General features: G+C 54.8%; 16 protein-coding genes and 1 pseudogene. 10 read left to right on the top strand and 7 right to left on the bottom strand.

Annotated elements, in window-relative coordinates; all coding sequences use genetic code 11:
* Positions 1-602 precede the first annotated feature (602 nt).
* The 8 genes and pseudogenes from rpmH to VIJ98_RS19985 all read left to right on the top strand — a co-directional run bounded on the left by rpmH (position 603) and on the right by VIJ98_RS19985 (position 6,489).
* The gene (gene rpmH / locus VIJ98_RS20020; RefSeq protein WP_003849659.1) at positions 603-743 is read left to right on the top strand and encodes a 50S ribosomal protein L34; all 141 of its coding nucleotides are present in this window, start codon (positions 603-605) and stop codon (positions 741-743) included.
* A 14-nt stretch (positions 744-757) separates the two neighbouring features.
* On the top strand, positions 758-1,117 hold the full coding sequence (rnpA, locus tag VIJ98_RS20015) for a ribonuclease P protein component (RefSeq protein WP_036648555.1): 360 nt from the start codon (positions 758-760) through the stop codon (positions 1,115-1,117).
* Positions 1,081-1,338: a membrane protein insertion efficiency factor YidD gene (gene yidD, locus VIJ98_RS20010; protein ID WP_007893564.1), complete on the top strand. Its 258-nt coding sequence runs from the start codon at positions 1,081-1,083 to the stop codon at positions 1,336-1,338. Before rnpA ends, yidD begins: the two co-directional genes overlap by 37 nt.
* A 2-nt stretch (positions 1,339-1,340) precedes the next feature.
* Positions 1,341-2,987: a membrane protein insertase YidC gene (yidC, locus tag VIJ98_RS20005; protein WP_008105303.1), complete on the top strand. Its 1,647-nt coding sequence runs from the start codon at positions 1,341-1,343 to the stop codon at positions 2,985-2,987.
* 84 nt (positions 2,988-3,071) lie between these two features.
* Positions 3,072-4,436 carry a tRNA uridine-5-carboxymethylaminomethyl(34) synthesis GTPase MnmE gene (gene mnmE, locus VIJ98_RS20000; RefSeq protein WP_008105304.1) on the top strand — a complete coding sequence of 455 codons (1,365 nt, stop codon included), beginning with the start codon at positions 3,072-3,074 and terminating at the stop codon, positions 4,434-4,436.
* 134 nt (positions 4,437-4,570) lie between these two features.
* Positions 4,571-4,849, top strand: coding sequence for a helix-turn-helix domain-containing protein (locus tag VIJ98_RS19995; RefSeq protein ID WP_323275699.1), 279 nt, complete (start codon positions 4,571-4,573; stop codon positions 4,847-4,849).
* A pseudogene (locus tag VIJ98_RS19990) lies at positions 4,849-5,756 on the top strand (HipA N-terminal domain-containing protein). The gene VIJ98_RS19995 and the pseudogene VIJ98_RS19990 overlap by 1 nt, the downstream one beginning before the upstream one ends.
* Before the next feature lie 142 nt (positions 5,757-5,898).
* Positions 5,899-6,489, top strand: coding sequence for a malonic semialdehyde reductase (locus VIJ98_RS19985; RefSeq protein WP_323275694.1), 591 nt, complete (start codon positions 5,899-5,901; stop codon positions 6,487-6,489).
* 46 nt (positions 6,490-6,535) lie between these two features.
* Here the strand turns inward: VIJ98_RS19985 and VIJ98_RS19980 are convergent, their stop codons facing one another.
* Positions 6,536-7,045, bottom strand: coding sequence for a flavin reductase family protein (locus VIJ98_RS19980; protein ID WP_061719984.1), 510 nt, complete (start codon positions 7,043-7,045; stop codon positions 6,536-6,538).
* 295 nt (positions 7,046-7,340) lie between these two features.
* Between VIJ98_RS19980 and VIJ98_RS19975 the strand changes: the two genes are divergently transcribed.
* Positions 7,341-8,087 carry a 4'-phosphopantetheinyl transferase superfamily protein gene (locus tag VIJ98_RS19975; protein WP_008105307.1) on the top strand — a complete coding sequence of 249 codons (747 nt, stop codon included), beginning with the start codon at positions 7,341-7,343 and terminating at the stop codon, positions 8,085-8,087.
* Positions 8,088-8,118: 31 nt separating this feature from the next.
* On the opposite strand, the gene VIJ98_RS19970 is transcribed toward VIJ98_RS19975, so the two are convergent.
* Positions 8,119-9,432, bottom strand: coding sequence for an NCS2 family permease (locus tag VIJ98_RS19970; RefSeq protein ID WP_101763902.1), 1,314 nt, complete (start codon positions 9,430-9,432; stop codon positions 8,119-8,121).
* A 151-nt stretch (positions 9,433-9,583) separates the two neighbouring features.
* On the opposite strand from VIJ98_RS19970, the gene yieH reads away from it, so the two are divergent.
* Positions 9,584-10,246 carry a 6-phosphogluconate phosphatase gene (gene yieH / locus VIJ98_RS19965; RefSeq protein ID WP_323275691.1) on the top strand — a complete coding sequence of 221 codons (663 nt, stop codon included), beginning with the start codon at positions 9,584-9,586 and terminating at the stop codon, positions 10,244-10,246.
* 83 nt (positions 10,247-10,329) lie between these two features.
* Here the strand turns inward: yieH and VIJ98_RS19960 are convergent, their stop codons facing one another.
* The 5 genes from VIJ98_RS19960 to pstC form a co-directional block, all read right to left on the bottom strand.
* Positions 10,330-11,568, bottom strand: a complete 1,239-nt coding sequence (locus VIJ98_RS19960) for an MFS transporter (RefSeq protein WP_061719980.1) — start codon at positions 11,566-11,568, stop codon at positions 10,330-10,332.
* 120 nt (positions 11,569-11,688) lie between these two features.
* Positions 11,689-12,423, bottom strand: a complete 735-nt coding sequence (phoU, locus tag VIJ98_RS19955; protein ID WP_007893583.1) for a phosphate signaling complex protein PhoU — start codon at positions 12,421-12,423, stop codon at positions 11,689-11,691.
* A 14-nt stretch (positions 12,424-12,437) separates the two neighbouring features.
* The gene (gene pstB / locus VIJ98_RS19950; protein WP_007893584.1) at positions 12,438-13,211 is read right to left on the bottom strand and encodes a phosphate ABC transporter ATP-binding protein PstB; all 774 of its coding nucleotides are present in this window, start codon (positions 13,209-13,211) and stop codon (positions 12,438-12,440) included.
* Between the two features lie 43 nt (positions 13,212-13,254).
* Positions 13,255-14,142 (bottom strand): phosphate ABC transporter permease PstA, encoded by an 888-nt coding sequence (gene pstA, locus VIJ98_RS19945; protein ID WP_061719979.1) that lies wholly within the window; start codon positions 14,140-14,142, stop codon positions 13,255-13,257.
* Positions 14,139-15,101, bottom strand: a complete 963-nt coding sequence (gene pstC / locus VIJ98_RS19940) for a phosphate ABC transporter permease PstC (RefSeq protein ID WP_061719978.1) — start codon at positions 15,099-15,101, stop codon at positions 14,139-14,141. Before pstC ends, pstA begins: the two co-directional genes overlap by 4 nt.
* Between the last annotated feature and the right edge of the window lie 69 nt (positions 15,102-15,170).

The following is a 15,170-nucleotide window of genomic DNA, read 5'->3' as shown; positions in this document are numbered from 1 at the left end:
GGCGGACTCCACTCGTACAAAATCGATAAGAATTTTAGGCGCTAATAAATAGAAACGTAATTTTTAGACACAGACGGTTGGAAAGCGCCTGCGACCGCTATTCGCGGTAGTCTTCCCCGGCGATCGCAGTGAGGATCGTCAGCGGAAGGGCGGATCATAACGTAAAGCCGCACAGAGATCTTCCCTTTCTACACAGTTTTGATCCAATTTATCCACAGGCTGCTGAAGCGATAATGAGTTTACGCTTTCTGCGAAAAAAGCCAGCGTTAATGTGGCTGAAAGCGGTAATTTTTCTGGCGAGCTCTCGTTTCTGCGCAACAAATCTGCAAATTGATCGCAAGAAGATCCTGCGCGATCCTTGCGCTTTAACCCACAGCCCGTATAATTCCCCACCCGGCATTATTGCGTGAAGCCTTGATGCCCGGAATCAGCGGGCTGTATCTGGGTTTCCAGGTGCCGCGACCAGCGAAGTAAATTGACTCTGGACTGTACAATTATTACAATCCCGCCTCTTTATTAAAGACACATTGAGGCGTTGGTCGATTTACTGGCCCGAAAACGCGTCACCCAGTGAAAATTTTCAAGTTTAGGTAGAAATCGCCATGAAACGCACTTTTCAACCGTCCGTACTGAAGCGCAACCGTTCACACGGTTTCCGTGCTCGTATGGCAACAAAAAATGGTCGTCAGGTTCTGGCACGTCGTCGTGCTAAAGGCCGTTCTCGTCTGACCGTTTCTAAGTAATAAAGCTAACCCTCGTGGTTAAGCTCGCATTTCCCAGGGAGTTACGTTTGTTAACTCCCACTCATTTCACTTTCGTCTTCCAGCAGCCACAACGAGCCGGTACGCCGCAAATCACCATACTCGGCCGACTTAACGCGCTGGGGCATCCCCGCATCGGTCTCACCGTCGCAAAAAAACATGTAAAACGTGCCCATGAACGCAACCGGATCAAGCGATTGACCCGCGAAAGCTTTCGTCTGCGTCAACATGAGCTCCCTGCGATGGATTTTGTGATCGTGGCTAAAAAAGGGATTGCTGACCTGGATAACCGTGCGCTGACGGAAGCGTTGGAGAAACTATGGCGTCGTCACTGTCGCCTGGCTCGCGGCTCCTGATTGCCCTGATACGCGTTTATCAACGCGCCATCAGCCCACTGCTGGGACCTCATTGCCGGTTCCATCCCACCTGTTCGCAGTATGGGATTGAGGCCTTACGCCGCTTTGGCGTTGTAAAAGGCAGTTGGTTGACGATAAAACGCGTATTAAAATGCCACCCTTTGAACCCGGGTGGTGACGATCCTGTGCCGCCAAAAACCTTTGATACCAGAGAACATTAACGATGGATTCGCAACGCAATCTCTTTCTCATCGCTTTTCTGTTCGTGTCTTTTATGATCTGGCAAGCCTGGCAGACGGACCACGCTCCGCAGCCACAGCAAACCCAGACCACGCAAAACACAAGCAGCGCAGCGGGTGATGCCGCCACTTCCGGCGTGCCGGCTAGCGGACAGGGCAAAACGATCACCGTTAAGACAGATGTCCTGTCACTCAACATCAATACGCGTGGTGGCGATATTGAGCAGGCTCAGCTGCTGACTTACCCGGACAAACTGGGTTCAGACGCACCGTTCCAGCTGCTTGAAACCACACCAGCCTTCGTTTATCAGGCGCAGAGCGGCTTAACTGGCCGTAACGGTCCGGATAACCCGAACAATGGCGCACGTCCGCTGTATACCACTTCGCAAGATAGCTTCGTCATGGCGGATGGCCAGAGCGAATTGCGCGTGCCGCTGACCTGGACCGGTGAAAACGGCGTGGTTTACACCAAGACGTTCGTCTTCAAGCGCGGTGAGTATGCGGTAAACGTTGACTACAACATCAACAACACCACGCAGCAGCCGCTGGAAGTGTCGATGTTTGGTCAGCTGAAGCAGACCATCGACGTGCCGAAGCACCGCGATACCGGCAGCAACAACTTTGCTCTGCACACCTTCCGTGGCGCAGCGTACTCAACCAGCGATGCGAAATACGAAAAATATAAATTCGACACCATCGCGGATAACGAGAACCTGAACACCACCACCAGCAATGGTTGGGTGGCGATGCTGCAGCAGTACTTTGCTACCGCCTGGGTGCCACGTACGCAGGGTAACAACACGCTGTACACCACTAACCTCGGCAATGGCATCGCGGCAATTGGCTACAAATCTGCACCGGTTACCGTTGGCGCAGGCGCACAGCAAGATCTTGGCGCAACGCTGTGGGTCGGCCCGGAAATTCAGGACCAGATGGCAGCCATCGCGCCTCACCTGGATCTGACCGTAGATTACGGCTGGTTGTGGTTCATCTCTCAGCCGCTGTTTAAGCTGCTGAAGTTCATCCACAGCTTTATCGGTAACTGGGGCTTCTCCATTATCGTTATCACCTTCATCGTGCGTGGCATCATGTACCCGCTGACTAAAGCGCAGTACACCTCGATGGCGAAGATGCGTATGCTGCAGCCGAAGATTCAGGCGATGCGTGAACGTCTGGGCGATGATAAGCAGAAGCAGAGCCAGGAAATGATGGCGCTGTATAAGGCGGAGAAAGTGAACCCGCTGGGCGGCTGTCTGCCACTGGTTATTCAGATGCCAATCTTCCTGGCCTTGTACTACATGCTGTCAGGCTCGGTTGAACTGCGTCATGCGCCGTTTATTCTGTGGATTCATGACCTGTCAGCGCAGGACCCGTACTACATTCTGCCGATCATCATGGGTATCACCATGTTCTTCATTCAGAAGATGTCACCGACCACCGTGACCGATCCGATGCAGCAGAAGATCATGACCTACATGCCGGTTATCTTTACCGTGTTCTTCCTGTGGTTCCCATCAGGTCTGGTGCTGTACTACATCGTCAGCAACCTGGTAACCATTCTCCAGCAGCAGCTGATTTATCGCGGCCTGGAAAAACGTGGTCTGCATAGCCGCGACAAGAAGAAAGCGTAACGTCTGACTGCAACCAGCAGCAGCGTATAATTAAGGGGCGGCATTTATGTCGCCCTGTTTTTTTGTTTCGAGAAAAGGTGAATCATGAGCCACAGCGACACTATCGTTGCCCAGGCGACGCCTCCCGGCCGCGGCGGCGTCGGCATTCTGCGTATCTCCGGCGCCAAAGCCGCTGAGGTGGCGCAAGCCGTGCTCGGCAAGCTGCCAAAACCGCGCTATGCCGACTATCTGCCCTTTACCGATGCCGATGGCAGTGTGCTCGATCAGGGCATCGCGCTGTGGTTTCCTGGCCCGAACTCCTTTACCGGTGAAGATGTGCTGGAGCTGCAAGGCCATGGCGGCCCGGTAATTCTCGACCTGCTGCTGAAACGCATCGTGGCGCTGCCCGGCTTGCGTATCGCCCAGCCCGGTGAATTCTCTGAACGCGCCTTCCTCAACGACAAGCTCGATTTAGCGCAAGCCGAAGCGATTGCCGATCTGATCGATGCCAGCTCAGAGCAAGCCGCCCGCTCGGCGGTGAACTCGCTGCAGGGCGCTTTTTCCCTGCGCATTAACGCGCTTGTGGAAGCACTTACTCACCTGCGCATCTATGTGGAAGCGGCTATCGACTTCCCGGATGAAGAGATCGATTTCCTTTCCGACGGCAAAATTGAAGCCCAGCTCAATGTGGTGATCGGCGACCTTGATGGCGTGCGTGCCGAAGCGCGTCAGGGCAGCCTGCTGCGCGAAGGGATGAAAGTGGTGATTGCCGGTCGTCCCAATGCCGGTAAATCGAGCCTGCTGAATGCCTTAGCCGGGCGCGAAGCGGCGATCGTCACCGATATCGCTGGCACCACGCGCGACGTCCTGCGCGAGCATATCCATATTGACGGCATGCCGCTGCACATCATCGATACCGCCGGTTTGCGTGAAGCCAGCGACGAGGTCGAGCGCATTGGTATCGAACGCGCGTGGCAGGAGATCGAGCAGGCCGACCGCGTGCTATTTATGGTTGATGGCACCACCACTGACGCGACCGAAGCCGCCGCGATCTGGCCGGATTTTGTTGCGCGTCTGCCGGAAGCGCTGCCGATTACCGTGGTGCGCAACAAAGCGGATATGACCGGCGAAGTACTGGGCCTCACTGAAGTGAACGGTCACTCACTGATTCGTCTCTCGGCGCGCACCGGTGAAGGTGTGGAAGCGCTACGCGATCACCTGAAACAGAGCATGGGATTTGCCGGCAACATGGAAGGCGGATTCCTCGCCCGCCGTCGCCATCTGCAAGCACTGGAGTTAGCCGCAACGCATTTACAGCAGGGCAAGCATCAGCTGTTAGGCGCGTGGGCCGGCGAATTACTGGCAGAAGAGTTACGCTTAGCGCAACAGGCGCTGAGCGAAATCACCGGCGAATTCACCTCCGACGATCTGTTGGGCAGAATCTTCTCCAGTTTCTGTATTGGTAAGTAACACGTCAGGTTAGAGATTCTCTACGCGCTATAGCGGATGAATGATGTTTTATCGGTTAAAGCGTGTGAATTCATTTTTACACGCTTTAACAGGTAAATATTGATATACCGGTTATAGCGTGTAAATGTGGTGCCTTGCTGATTGCAGGAGTGCCACAAATCACCAATGCCAAACAATTGAGTGCCTATCTCAAGGACGTAAGACAGTCTGAGCACCTTTCCCAGGGAAAAGTGGCCAACAAAGTGGGGATCCGGCAAGACACGGTCTCTAATTTTGAACTGCAACCCGGCACCACAAAACTCGATACGTTCTTTCGCATTCTCGCCGCCTTGAATTTAGAACTGGAGATAAAACCGCGCGGCAATTCCGATCACACCCAGCAAAAGAGTAGCGGCTGGAAGGAGGAGTGGTGATGACAGAATTGGATGTCTATATGAACGGCTACAAGGTGGGTATTTTCGCGCGAGCCGCAACGGGCGCCCATCAGTTTTGCTACTTAGAAGAGTGGTTAAACCAACCGGGAAGCCGCCCTATTTCTCTTTCAATGCCGTTACGCCATCCACCCTATACAGGCAGTGAAGTCTACAACTTCTTCGATAACCTACTGCCAGACAATATCGAAATTCGTAATAGAATTCTCACTCGACACCAAGCTGAATCCAGTCAACCATTTGATTTATTGTATAAAATTGGCGCAGATACTGTTGGAGCATTACAGCTGCTGGCTCATGACTCGCCTCCACGTGATGTGCAATCAATACACTATAAAGCGCTCGATGATGCTGAACTTGAGAAGATCCTAACCGGCTATCAAGCTGGCGCACCGCTCGGCATGATCGAAGAAATTGATGACTTCAGAATTTCACTGGCAGGTGCGCAGGAAAAAACCGCGTTATTCCGCATCAACGATAAATGGTGTCTGCCGCAAGGTACAACCCCCACAACGCATATCCTCAAATTGAAGCCGAAGGTCGTTTTCGCCTGGCGCCTTTTTACGACATCCTCTCCGTCTATCCCGTGATTGGCGGCAAAGGGTTAAATATTCGCGATGCAAAATTGGCAATGGGACTAAAAGGAAGCAAAGGCAAAAAGTATGCGGTTGAGCAAATTTTCCCACGCCATTTTATTGAGACCGCCAAAGCAGTCGGATTTGATCCTGCTGCCATGCAACGTGTTCTGCGTGAATTAAGCGAAAGCGTGGATGATGTTATTGAGCGCGTGTGCCAACAGCTTCCGGAAGATTTTCCTCCCTCTATCCAGGCCACCATTCTTGATGGTCTTAAGATGCGTGCAACACGCTTGAAACCAGAACAAGACTAACCCTATACATGCGTCTTTGTTATTTGGCTCTCCAACGCCTTTGCAGTATAACGATCACTGCCCGGCGAACAGGTCCTGCTGGGTACATTCATTATTCATGCTAAATATTGGGCGCAAGTTGCTGCCTGAACAGGAGAGAAACATGAGTACAACGCTCGACAGCGTGGCGCTGAACGCGCTGTTCAATGAAGCCCGCACCCACAGCTATTGGCAGGACAAACCGGTTTCGCAGGACGTGCTGAAACAGCTCTATAACCTGACCGCGCTGGGCCCAACCTCCGCTAACTGCTCGCCAGGCCGTTTTGTATTTGTGACCTCGCAGGAAGGCAAAGAGAAGCTGAAACCCGCGCTCTCATCGGGCAACGTCGATAAAACCATGGCTGCGCCGGTAACGGTGATCGTGGCGTGGAATCCTGAATTCTACGAAGCGCTGCCGAAGCTGTTCCCGCACGGTGATGCGCGCAGCTGGTTTACCAGCAGCCCGGATCTGGCGAAAGAAACCGCGTTCCGTAACAGCAGCTTGCAAGCAGGTTATTTGATTCTGGCCGCGCGTTCGCTGGGCCTGGATGCGGGCCCGATGTCCGGTTTCGATCCGTCAAAAGTGAACGATGCGTTCTTCAGCGAGAGCAAATGGCAGGTGAACTTACTGATCAATCTCGGCTATGGCGAAGCCAGCAAACTGCACGCGCGTCTGCCGCGTCTCGGCTTTGATGAAGCCAGCACCTTTGCCTGATTGAGAAAAGGCGTCGGGCTGAGCCCACGACGCCCGTTTTAAGCGGTTATCCCAGTGAATGGAAGCCGCTGTTGAAGTAGATCATCGGCTCTGCCGCTTCACCTGGCAGAGCAATGCCGACGATACGCGCCAGCAGCACGCTGTGCGTGTTCCACTCCACCACTTTCTCCAGCTGACAATCAAAGCTCACCAGCGCATCAGCTAAAATCGGCGCGCCGGTATTTAATGTCTGCCACGTACCACTTTGAAAGCGCTCGTCGCGGCGTGAGGATTGGCTGAACTGGGCACATAAATCGTCATGCTGTTCACGCAGCACGTTAACGGCAAAATGGCCGGCGGCGATAAAGGCATCATGACTGGACGCGCTGCGATTAACGCAAACCAGCAGACTTGGTGGCTCAGCCGCCAGCGAACTGACCGAAGTCGCAATCAGCCCCAGCTTTTCGCCCTGAAATTCGGTGGTAACCAGTGAAACACCCGCGGTTAAGCGACGCATGCCGTGACGAAACTCATCAAGCGAGATCGATTCCTGGCGAGAAATAGCGGTAACTGACATAGAAAACTCCGACGTGCATGCTTCTAAGATGCGCACGATTGGCAGATGAATGAATTGGTTAGCGCACTTCACTGTGCCTTTTTACTGTCCAAATCCTACACCACATCAGGCCGTTCGGCATCCGTTGAGACACGAATCTGCAAAAGCGTTCTATGCAAAGTTGCCAAATGGGATTGCCGCCTGGCTTCGTCCTTATCTGAAATATCGCCTATTCCATCTTAAGCCGGATGCAAACCCATGAGAAAATTCTTACAATAGCACTGATGATTATTCGACCATTTTCACGGAGCGACAGATGGCTAGTCATTTTGTACGTTGGATAGGTAATCCGCCCTTTTCTTCCGGGAATATGCGGGTGCCACAGGAAGTGATAAACAGCGCTCAGCGCTTCGCTGACAAGCGTCGCGGACGTTTTCTTGCCGCGCGCGAACTGCTGGCGCAACTGATGCTGCGCGTTTACGGCATTCGCGAACTCCCCGCGCTGACGACCTCCAGCAGCGGACGCCCCTGCTTTGCCGATGCCAACCTGCCCGACTTCAGCATTTCCTACGCCGGAAACACCATCGGTGTGCTGCTGGCCGAAGAAGGCGGTCGCGCCGGATTGGATATGGAAATTGTGCGCGCGCACAGCCGTCAAACGCAGGACATGCTGACGCAGGATCTCTCCTCCGGCGAAAAAGCCTGGATCAACGCGCAGCAGGATTTTATGGAAGCGCTGACGCAAATCTGGACGCTGCGCCAAAGCATTCTCAAGCTCACCGGTGAAACCGATAGCGGTATTGATTCACTGCGTTTGCATCCTGCGGCTGGTCGGCTGCGTTCCACCGTGTTCCCCGATATTCAGGCGGTGTGTGATGCTGAGCCGACGCTGGTGTGGTCGTGCGCGCTGTCGCCCGGCACCGAGCGCTTACACTTGTGGGAGATTGATGGCGCGCAGCAGTGGCAAGCGCTGCGCGATGTCGAGATGAGCAAACCCAATATCGGGCCGCGTACTCTGCGCCTGACCAGTTTGGTCACGCCGCATGAGATGGGACATCCGTAATAAAAAAGGCCGCATCAGCGGCCTCTTCTATTTAGTGGGCGTCAATAAAGACGATTTTCAGTACGAACAGCAGCGCAACAACCACCACACACGGGCTGATTTCACGCCAGCGCCCGGTTCCCAACTTCATCACGCAGTAAGAGATAAAGCCCAGCGCGATGCCTTCGGTGATCGAGAAGCTGAAAGGCATCATCGCCGCAGTAACGAACGCTGGCACCGCTTCGGTGAGATCGTCCCACTGCACACGTGACAGCGACGCCGTCATCAATACGCCAACGTAAATCAGTGCACCCGCCGCCGCATAAGAAGGCACCATCGCCGCCAACGGTGACAGGAACATCACCAGCAGGAACAGAATGCCGGTAATCACCGCCATCAGGCCGGTGCGACCGCCGATCGCCACGCCGGACGAGCTTTCAATGTAGGCGGTCACCGATGAGGTACCAATCAACGAACCGGTCACCGAACTAATGCTATCAACGTACAGCGCCTGCTTCATGCGCGGGAAAGTGCCTTTCTCGTCGGTCAGCCCGGCTTTATCGGTTACGCCAATCAGCGTGCCGGATGAGTCGAACAGGTTTACCAGCATAAAGGAGAAGATCACACCGGCCATGCCGATGTTGAACGCGCCTTTGATATCGACCTGGCCGACAACGGAAGTGATCGCAGGCGGCGCCGCGAACACACCGCTGAATTTCACATCACCAATAATCAGGCCCAGCGCGGTCGTCACCACAATCGATACCAGCACTGCCGCATGGATATTGCGTGAAGCCAGAATCGCGATAATGAAGAAACCGAGCGCCCCAAGCAGCACGCTATGCGAGGTCAGATTGCCAACGGCAACGATGGTATCGGCGTTTGGCACGATGATACCGGCGTTTTTCAGCCCCATCATGGCGATAAACAGGCCGATACCGGCGGTGATACCCACGCGCAGGCTGAGCGGAATGTTGGCAATCATCCAGTAACGCACGCGCAGCAGCGTAAGGATCAGCAGACCCAGCGCGCCCCAGAAAATCGCGCCCATACCAATCTGCCACGAATAACCCATGGCACCGACCACCACAAAGGCGAAGAAGGCATTCAGGCCCATCGCCGGCGCCAGCGCCACCGGCAGATTCGCCACCAGCCCCATCAGAATGCTGCCGAACGCGGCAATCAAGCAGGTAGTAACAAACACTGCCTGCGTATCCATGCCCGCCACACCGAGAATTTGTGGGTTAACGAAAACGATGTACACCATCGTCAGGAAAGTCGTGCAACCGGCAATCACTTCGGTACGCACGGTGGTTCCGTGTTCCTGCAGTTTGAAGATGCGCTGCAAAAGGCCCTGATTAGTCATTCCACTGTTCCGCTAAAAAATTTATCGCCGCGTATCCTATAGAGTTTAGCGCGGCAAAACACTGATTTTTCGCAACCGGTTGCTCAGGGTCGCTTTCTGCGCTCAGTGCGCTAGAGTGTCAGCTTATTGTTTAACAAAAGGATGATGTGCGATGTCGGTTGAATGTATTTTTTTTGATTGCGACGGCACGCTGGTCGACAGCGAAGTGATCTGTACGCAAGCTTACGTCAACACCTTTGCCCGCTACGGTATTGAACGCTCTCTGCAGCAGATGTTTGAGCAGTATAAAGGGGTGAAGCTTTACGACATCATCCGCGATGTGGCGGCAGAACATCAGGTTGAGTTGCCGCTCGAAGAGGTGGAAGCCGCCTATCGTGCCGAAGTAGCTAGATTGTTTGATCTCGATTTAAAGCCGATTGCCGGTGCCAAAGCGCTGGTGGAAAGTGTCAACGTGCCGATGTGCGTGGTTTCCAACGGCACGGTGAAGAAGATGCAGCATTCGCTGGGATTGACCGGCATGCTGCCGTATCTCGATGGCAAGCTGTATAGCGGTTATGACATTAATCACTGGAAGCCAGATCCTGAGCTGATGTATCACGCCGCCGAACAGATGCAGGTGCCGATTGAGAAGTGCATTCTGGTGGATGATTCCGAGGCTGGCGCGCGCGCGGGGATCGCGGCCGGGATTCCGGTGTTTTACTACTGCGCCGATGCGCACAATCCTGAATTAGATCATCCGCTGGTGACGCGCTTTGATGATATGGCGCAGTTGCCGGATCTGTGGCGCGCGCGTGGCTGGGATTTGTTGAAGTAAGGTGCGGTAATCAGCCAGGTCGGCATAAATGCCGACCCTACATTCATTCAGGTGTAGGGTCGCCATTAATGGCGACCACAAACTCAACCAATCGCCCCTAACGAATCCTCGTTGCTCTGCTTCTTCGGTAGCAGGAACAGCGTGGCGGCGATATCCAGCAGATAAATCAGCGCCAGCAGCGTAATCGCGGCGGTGAAAGAGATATTGGTCGCCAGCAGGCCAATCACCAATGGACCAAATCCGCCTACGCCACGTCCCAAATTAAACAACACGTTCTGCGCCGTCGCGCGTGCCTGCGGTGGGAAGGTGTCGGAAATCAGCGCGCCGTAGCCGCCAATCATGCCGTTTACAAACATCCCCATCAGCGCGCCGGTAAACAGCATCACCGTTGGATCGCGCAGCTGCGCGTACACCACCACCATCACCACTGCGCCGAACTGATACAGCAGGAATATTTTCCAGCGCGCGAAACGATCGGCCAGCACGCCAAACAGCCAGATGCCGAACGTCATGCCCACCACCGTGACGGCGGTCCACAAACCAGATTTGGTCAGGCTGAAACCGAAGTTGGATGACAGATAGCTCGGCATCCAGATCATCAATCCGTAGTAACCAAAGTTCTGCACCGAGCAGAGAATGAAAATCCCCAGGCTGGCTTTGCTGGTGGCGCGATCGGCAAACAGTAATTTAATGCGTGCGGCAAAAGAGAGCTGCGGCGTTTTCTCAACGTGACGCGTAAAGCTCTCCGGCTCGCCCATGCTGCGGCGGATCACAAACGACACCAGCGCTGGCAGCAAACCGACGAGGAACATGCCGCGCCAGCCAATCACGCTCAGCAGCGGCGGCGTGATAAAGGCCGCCAACAGCACACCGAGCTGCCAGCCAATGCCGACCCACGCCGAGGCGCGGTTGCGCTTCTCTTTCGGCCAGGCTTCGGCAATCAGCGCCATGCCGATGCCGAACTCACCGCCCAATCCCACACCCGCCAGCGTGCGATACGCCAGCAGATCCCAATAACCTTGCGCCACCGCGCACAATCCAGTGAACACCGAGAACACCAGAATGGTGACAGTGAGAATGCGGATGCGGCCATAACGATCGCTCAGATGACCAAACACAATGCCGCCGATCACTGCACCGATCAGCGTCCAGGTGACCAGCGAACCGGCCTGAGAGGGATCGAGCGCCAGCGAGACGCTGATCGCTGGTAGCATAAAACCAAGAATCAGCAGATCAAATCCGTCCATCGCGTAGCCGCTGATCGCAGCCACCATGGCTTTCGCCGGTGTTATGGCTTGTTTTTTAGGGGTTGGGGAGGACATGTAACAGCACCTGGCAGAAAAAAAGTGCGCCAAGTATAAAGAGAGGACAACGCGGAGAACAGACAGAATTTAAGCAGGCAGCCCGTTAGCCACAGTGGCAACGGGCCGCCGACGCGTCAATCAAGAGGGTTTATTGCTGCCGTCATCGCCTGACAGCAGTTCATCCAACTTGTCGCCGCCCACATGACGGAAATCCTGACCTTTAACGAAATAGAAGATAATTTCGCAGATGTTCTGGCAACGATCGCCGATACGCTCGATGGCGCGCGCGCAGAACAGCGCGGTCAGCACGCTTGGGATGGTGCGCGGATCTTCCATCATATAGGTCATCAACTGACGCACGATGCCTTCGTACTCTTTATCCACCTTCTTATCTTCACGGTAGATTTTGATGGCTTCGTTGAGATCCATGCGCGCAAACGCATCCAGCACATCATGCAGCATCTGCACGGTGTGATGACCCAGCGCTTCAAGGCTCACCAGCAATGGCAGATGCTGCTGGCTGAACTTCTCCAGCGCGGTGCGGCTGATTTTTTCCGCCACGTCGCCAATGCGTTCCAGCTCAGAAATGGTCTTGATGATCGCCATTACCAGACGCAAATCGCTGGCGGTGGGCTGGCGTTTGGCGATGATGCGCACGCAGGCTTCATCAATCTCCACTTCCATCATGTTGACCTTCTGGTCGCCGTCGATCACGTGACGCGCCAGCTCGCCATCCTGGTTGTGCATCGCGGTGATAGCGTCCATCAGCTGCTTCTCAACCATGCCGCCCATGATCATCACTTGCGTGCGAATGTGCTCCAGCTCCGCGTTGAACTGACCGGAGATGTGTTTGTTCAGATTTAAATTATCCATGTGCGTCTCCTGAATCAGCCGTAACGACCGGTGATGTAATCTTCGGTCTGCTTCTGTGCGGGCTTAGTGAACAAGGTATCGGTATCGCTGAACTCAATCAGCTCGCCCAGATACATGAAAGCGGTGTGGTCAGAACAACGCGCGGCCTGCTGCATGTTGTGGGTCACGATTACCACAGTGTAATCCTGCTTCAGTTCGGTGATCAGCTCTTCGATACGACCGGTTGAGATCGGATCCAGCGCTGAACAAGGCTCATCCAGCAACAGCACTTCCGGGCGAATGGCGATGCCGCGCGCGATGCACAAACGCTGCTGCTGACCGCCGGAGAGACTGTAACCGCTCTGATGCAGCTTGTCTTTGGTTTCATTCCACAGCGCGGCTTTGGTCAGCGCCCACTGAACGCGCTCATCCATATCGGCACGCGACAGCTTTTCAAACAGACGCACGCCGAAGGCGATGTTGTCATAAATCGACATCGGGAACGGCGTCGGCTTTTGGAACACCATGCCGACGCGCGCGCGCAGCAGGGCGATGTCCTGATTGGAAGCCAGAATGTTATCGCCATCCAGCAGGATGTCACCTTCTGCACGCTGCTCCGGATAGAGCGAGTACATTTTGTTGAAGGTGCGCAGCAAAGTGGATTTACCGCAGCCTGATGGGCCGATAAACGCGGTCACCTGGTTTTTAGTGATATCCAGGTTGATGTTTTTCAGCGCGTGAAACTTACCGTAATAGAAGTTCAGATTACGGACCTGAATTTTACCGGCTGATGAAGTCACGTTACTCATTCTCGTCTCTCATAAGCAGCGCCGCCGAAGCCGCGCCGGGAAATTAGTGTTTGCCCTTGGCGAAAACCACACGCGCCACAATGTTCAGCAGCAGCACGCACACGGTAATAATCAGCACACCTGCCCACGCCAGACTTTGCCACTCGGCAAACGGGCTCATGGCGAATTTAAAGATGGTGACCGGCAAGTTAGCGATCGGCTGCATCATGTCGGTGCTCCAGAACTGGTTCGACAGCGCAGTGAACAGCAGCGGTGCGGTTTCACCGGCGATACGCGCTACGGCCAACAGCACACCGGTGATGATGCCGGAAACTGACGCTTTTAGCGTAATCGCCGAAATCATTTTCCACTTCGGCGTACCCAGCGCATAAGCCGCTTCACGCATGCTGTCTGGTACCAGACGCAGCATGTTTTCGGAGGTACGAATTACAATCGGGATTTGCAGCAGCGCCAGCGCCACTACGCCGGCCCAACCGGAGAAGTGCTGCATCTGCGCCACCACGATGGTGTAGACGAACAGACCCACCACAATCGACGGTGCTGACAGCAGAATGTCGTTGATGAAGCGAATCACTTCCGCCAGCCAGTGTTTACGGCCATATTCCGCCAGATAAATACCGGCCATGATGCCGAGGGGCGTTCCGACGATCGTCGACCAGAAAATCAGTAAACCACTGCCGACTAAGGCGTTGGCCAAACCACCGCCCGCGGTATTCGGCGGCGGCGTCGATTCGGTAAACAGCGACCAGCTCAAACCATCAACACCGCGCGTAATGGTGGTGAACAGAATCCACACCAGCCAGAACAGACCGAATGCCATGGTCATCAGCGACAGCGTCAGAGCAATTTTGTTTTTGGTACTGCGCCACGCCTGCATTTTGCGGCGCGAGGCTTCCAGCTCAGCGCGAGCCTGAACTTCAATAGCGGTCATGAACGGGCTCCTTCACTCTTCGCCAGACGCAGGATCATCAGTTTGGAGATCGCCAGCACGATAAAGGTAATCACGAACAGGATCAGACCCAGTTCCATCAATGCTGCTACGTGGACGCCGGATTCCGCTTCGGCGAATTCGTTGGCCAGCGCGGAAGTAATACTGTTGCCCGGCATAAAGAGCGAGGCGCTGTCGAGCTGGTAGGTGTTACCGATGATAAAGGTCACCGCCATGGTTTCACCCAATGCGCGGCCCAGGCCGAGCATCACGCCGCCAATCACGCCGTTTTTGGTGAACGGCAGCACGATGCGCCAGATCACTTCCCACGTGGTGCAGCCGATGCCGTAAGCCGACTCTTTCATCATCACCGGCGTTTGTTCAAACACGTCGCGCATCACCGAGGCGATGTACGGAATGATCATGATGGCGAGAATCACGCCCGCCGCCAGAATACCGATACCGAATGCCGGGCCAGAGAACAGCGTGCCGACAATCGGGATATTCGACATCACGTTACCCACCGGCGTCTGGAAATATTCGGCGAACAGCGGAGCGAAAACAAACAGGCCCCACATGCCGTAAACGATGCTGGGGATCGCCGCCAGCAGCTCAATGGCGGTGCCCAGCGGGCGACGCAGCCAGCCTGGCGCCAGTTCCGTCAGGAACAGCGCGATGCCGAAGCTCACCGGCACGGCAATGATCAAGGCAATAATCGAGGTGACGAGGGTGCCGTAAATCGGTACCAGCGCACCAAATTGTTCGTTTGGCGCATCCCAGGTTTTATTCCACAGGAAAGAGAAACCAAATTTTTGGATGCTTGGCCAGGAGGAGAAAATCAGGGAGACGATAATGCCGCCCATCAACAACAACACGATAAGCGCGGATAGCTTCACCAGCGCGCCGAAAATCATGTCGCCTTGTTTACCGGGGGCTTTGAACGTCGGCTTAGTGGCAGCCATAGAATTCTCTGTTCTCAGGGGGATGTCAGGGCGGCACGCAGGCCGCCCATTGGGGTTGGCCAGCCGTCT

This window comes from Pantoea sp. S18, assembly GCF_045689705.1.
Classification (GTDB): domain Bacteria; phylum Pseudomonadota; class Gammaproteobacteria; order Enterobacterales; family Enterobacteriaceae; genus Pantoea; species Pantoea symbiotica.
Note: the sequence above shows the minus strand (reverse complement) of the source record. Positions and strands in the feature narration are given on the sequence as shown.

What these genes read in the sequence shown, in the direction of transcription:
- mnmE (WP_008105304.1), top strand. Translation starts at nt 3,072, where the DNA reads ATGAGCCACAGCGACACTATCGTTGCCCAGGCGACGCCTCCCGGCCGC.
- VIJ98_RS19970 (WP_101763902.1), bottom strand. Translation starts at nt 9,432, where the DNA reads ATGACTAATCAGGGCCTTTTGCAGCGCATCTTCAAACTGCAGGAACAC.
- VIJ98_RS19975 (WP_008105307.1), top strand. Translation starts at nt 7,341, where the DNA reads ATGGCTAGTCATTTTGTACGTTGGATAGGTAATCCGCCCTTTTCTTCC.
- VIJ98_RS19960 (WP_061719980.1), bottom strand. Translation starts at nt 11,568, where the DNA reads ATGTCCTCCCCAACCCCTAAAAAACAAGCCATAACACCGGCGAAAGCC.
- rpmH (WP_003849659.1), top strand. Translation starts at nt 603, where the DNA reads ATGAAACGCACTTTTCAACCGTCCGTACTGAAGCGCAACCGTTCACAC.
- pstB (WP_007893584.1), bottom strand. Translation starts at nt 13,211, where the DNA reads ATGAGTAACGTGACTTCATCAGCCGGTAAAATTCAGGTCCGTAATCTG.
- yieH (WP_323275691.1), top strand. Translation starts at nt 9,584, where the DNA reads ATGTCGGTTGAATGTATTTTTTTTGATTGCGACGGCACGCTGGTCGAC.
- VIJ98_RS19985 (WP_323275694.1), top strand. Translation starts at nt 5,899, where the DNA reads ATGAGTACAACGCTCGACAGCGTGGCGCTGAACGCGCTGTTCAATGAA.
- pstA (WP_061719979.1), bottom strand. Translation starts at nt 14,142, where the DNA reads ATGACCGCTATTGAAGTTCAGGCTCGCGCTGAGCTGGAAGCCTCGCGC.
- VIJ98_RS19980 (WP_061719984.1), bottom strand. Translation starts at nt 7,045, where the DNA reads ATGTCAGTTACCGCTATTTCTCGCCAGGAATCGATCTCGCTTGATGAG.
- pstC (WP_061719978.1), bottom strand. Translation starts at nt 15,101, where the DNA reads ATGGCTGCCACTAAGCCGACGTTCAAAGCCCCCGGTAAACAAGGCGAC.
- yidC (WP_008105303.1), top strand. Translation starts at nt 1,341, where the DNA reads ATGGATTCGCAACGCAATCTCTTTCTCATCGCTTTTCTGTTCGTGTCT.
- phoU (WP_007893583.1), bottom strand. Translation starts at nt 12,423, where the DNA reads ATGGATAATTTAAATCTGAACAAACACATCTCCGGTCAGTTCAACGCG.
- yidD (WP_007893564.1), top strand. Translation starts at nt 1,081, where the DNA reads ATGGCGTCGTCACTGTCGCCTGGCTCGCGGCTCCTGATTGCCCTGATA.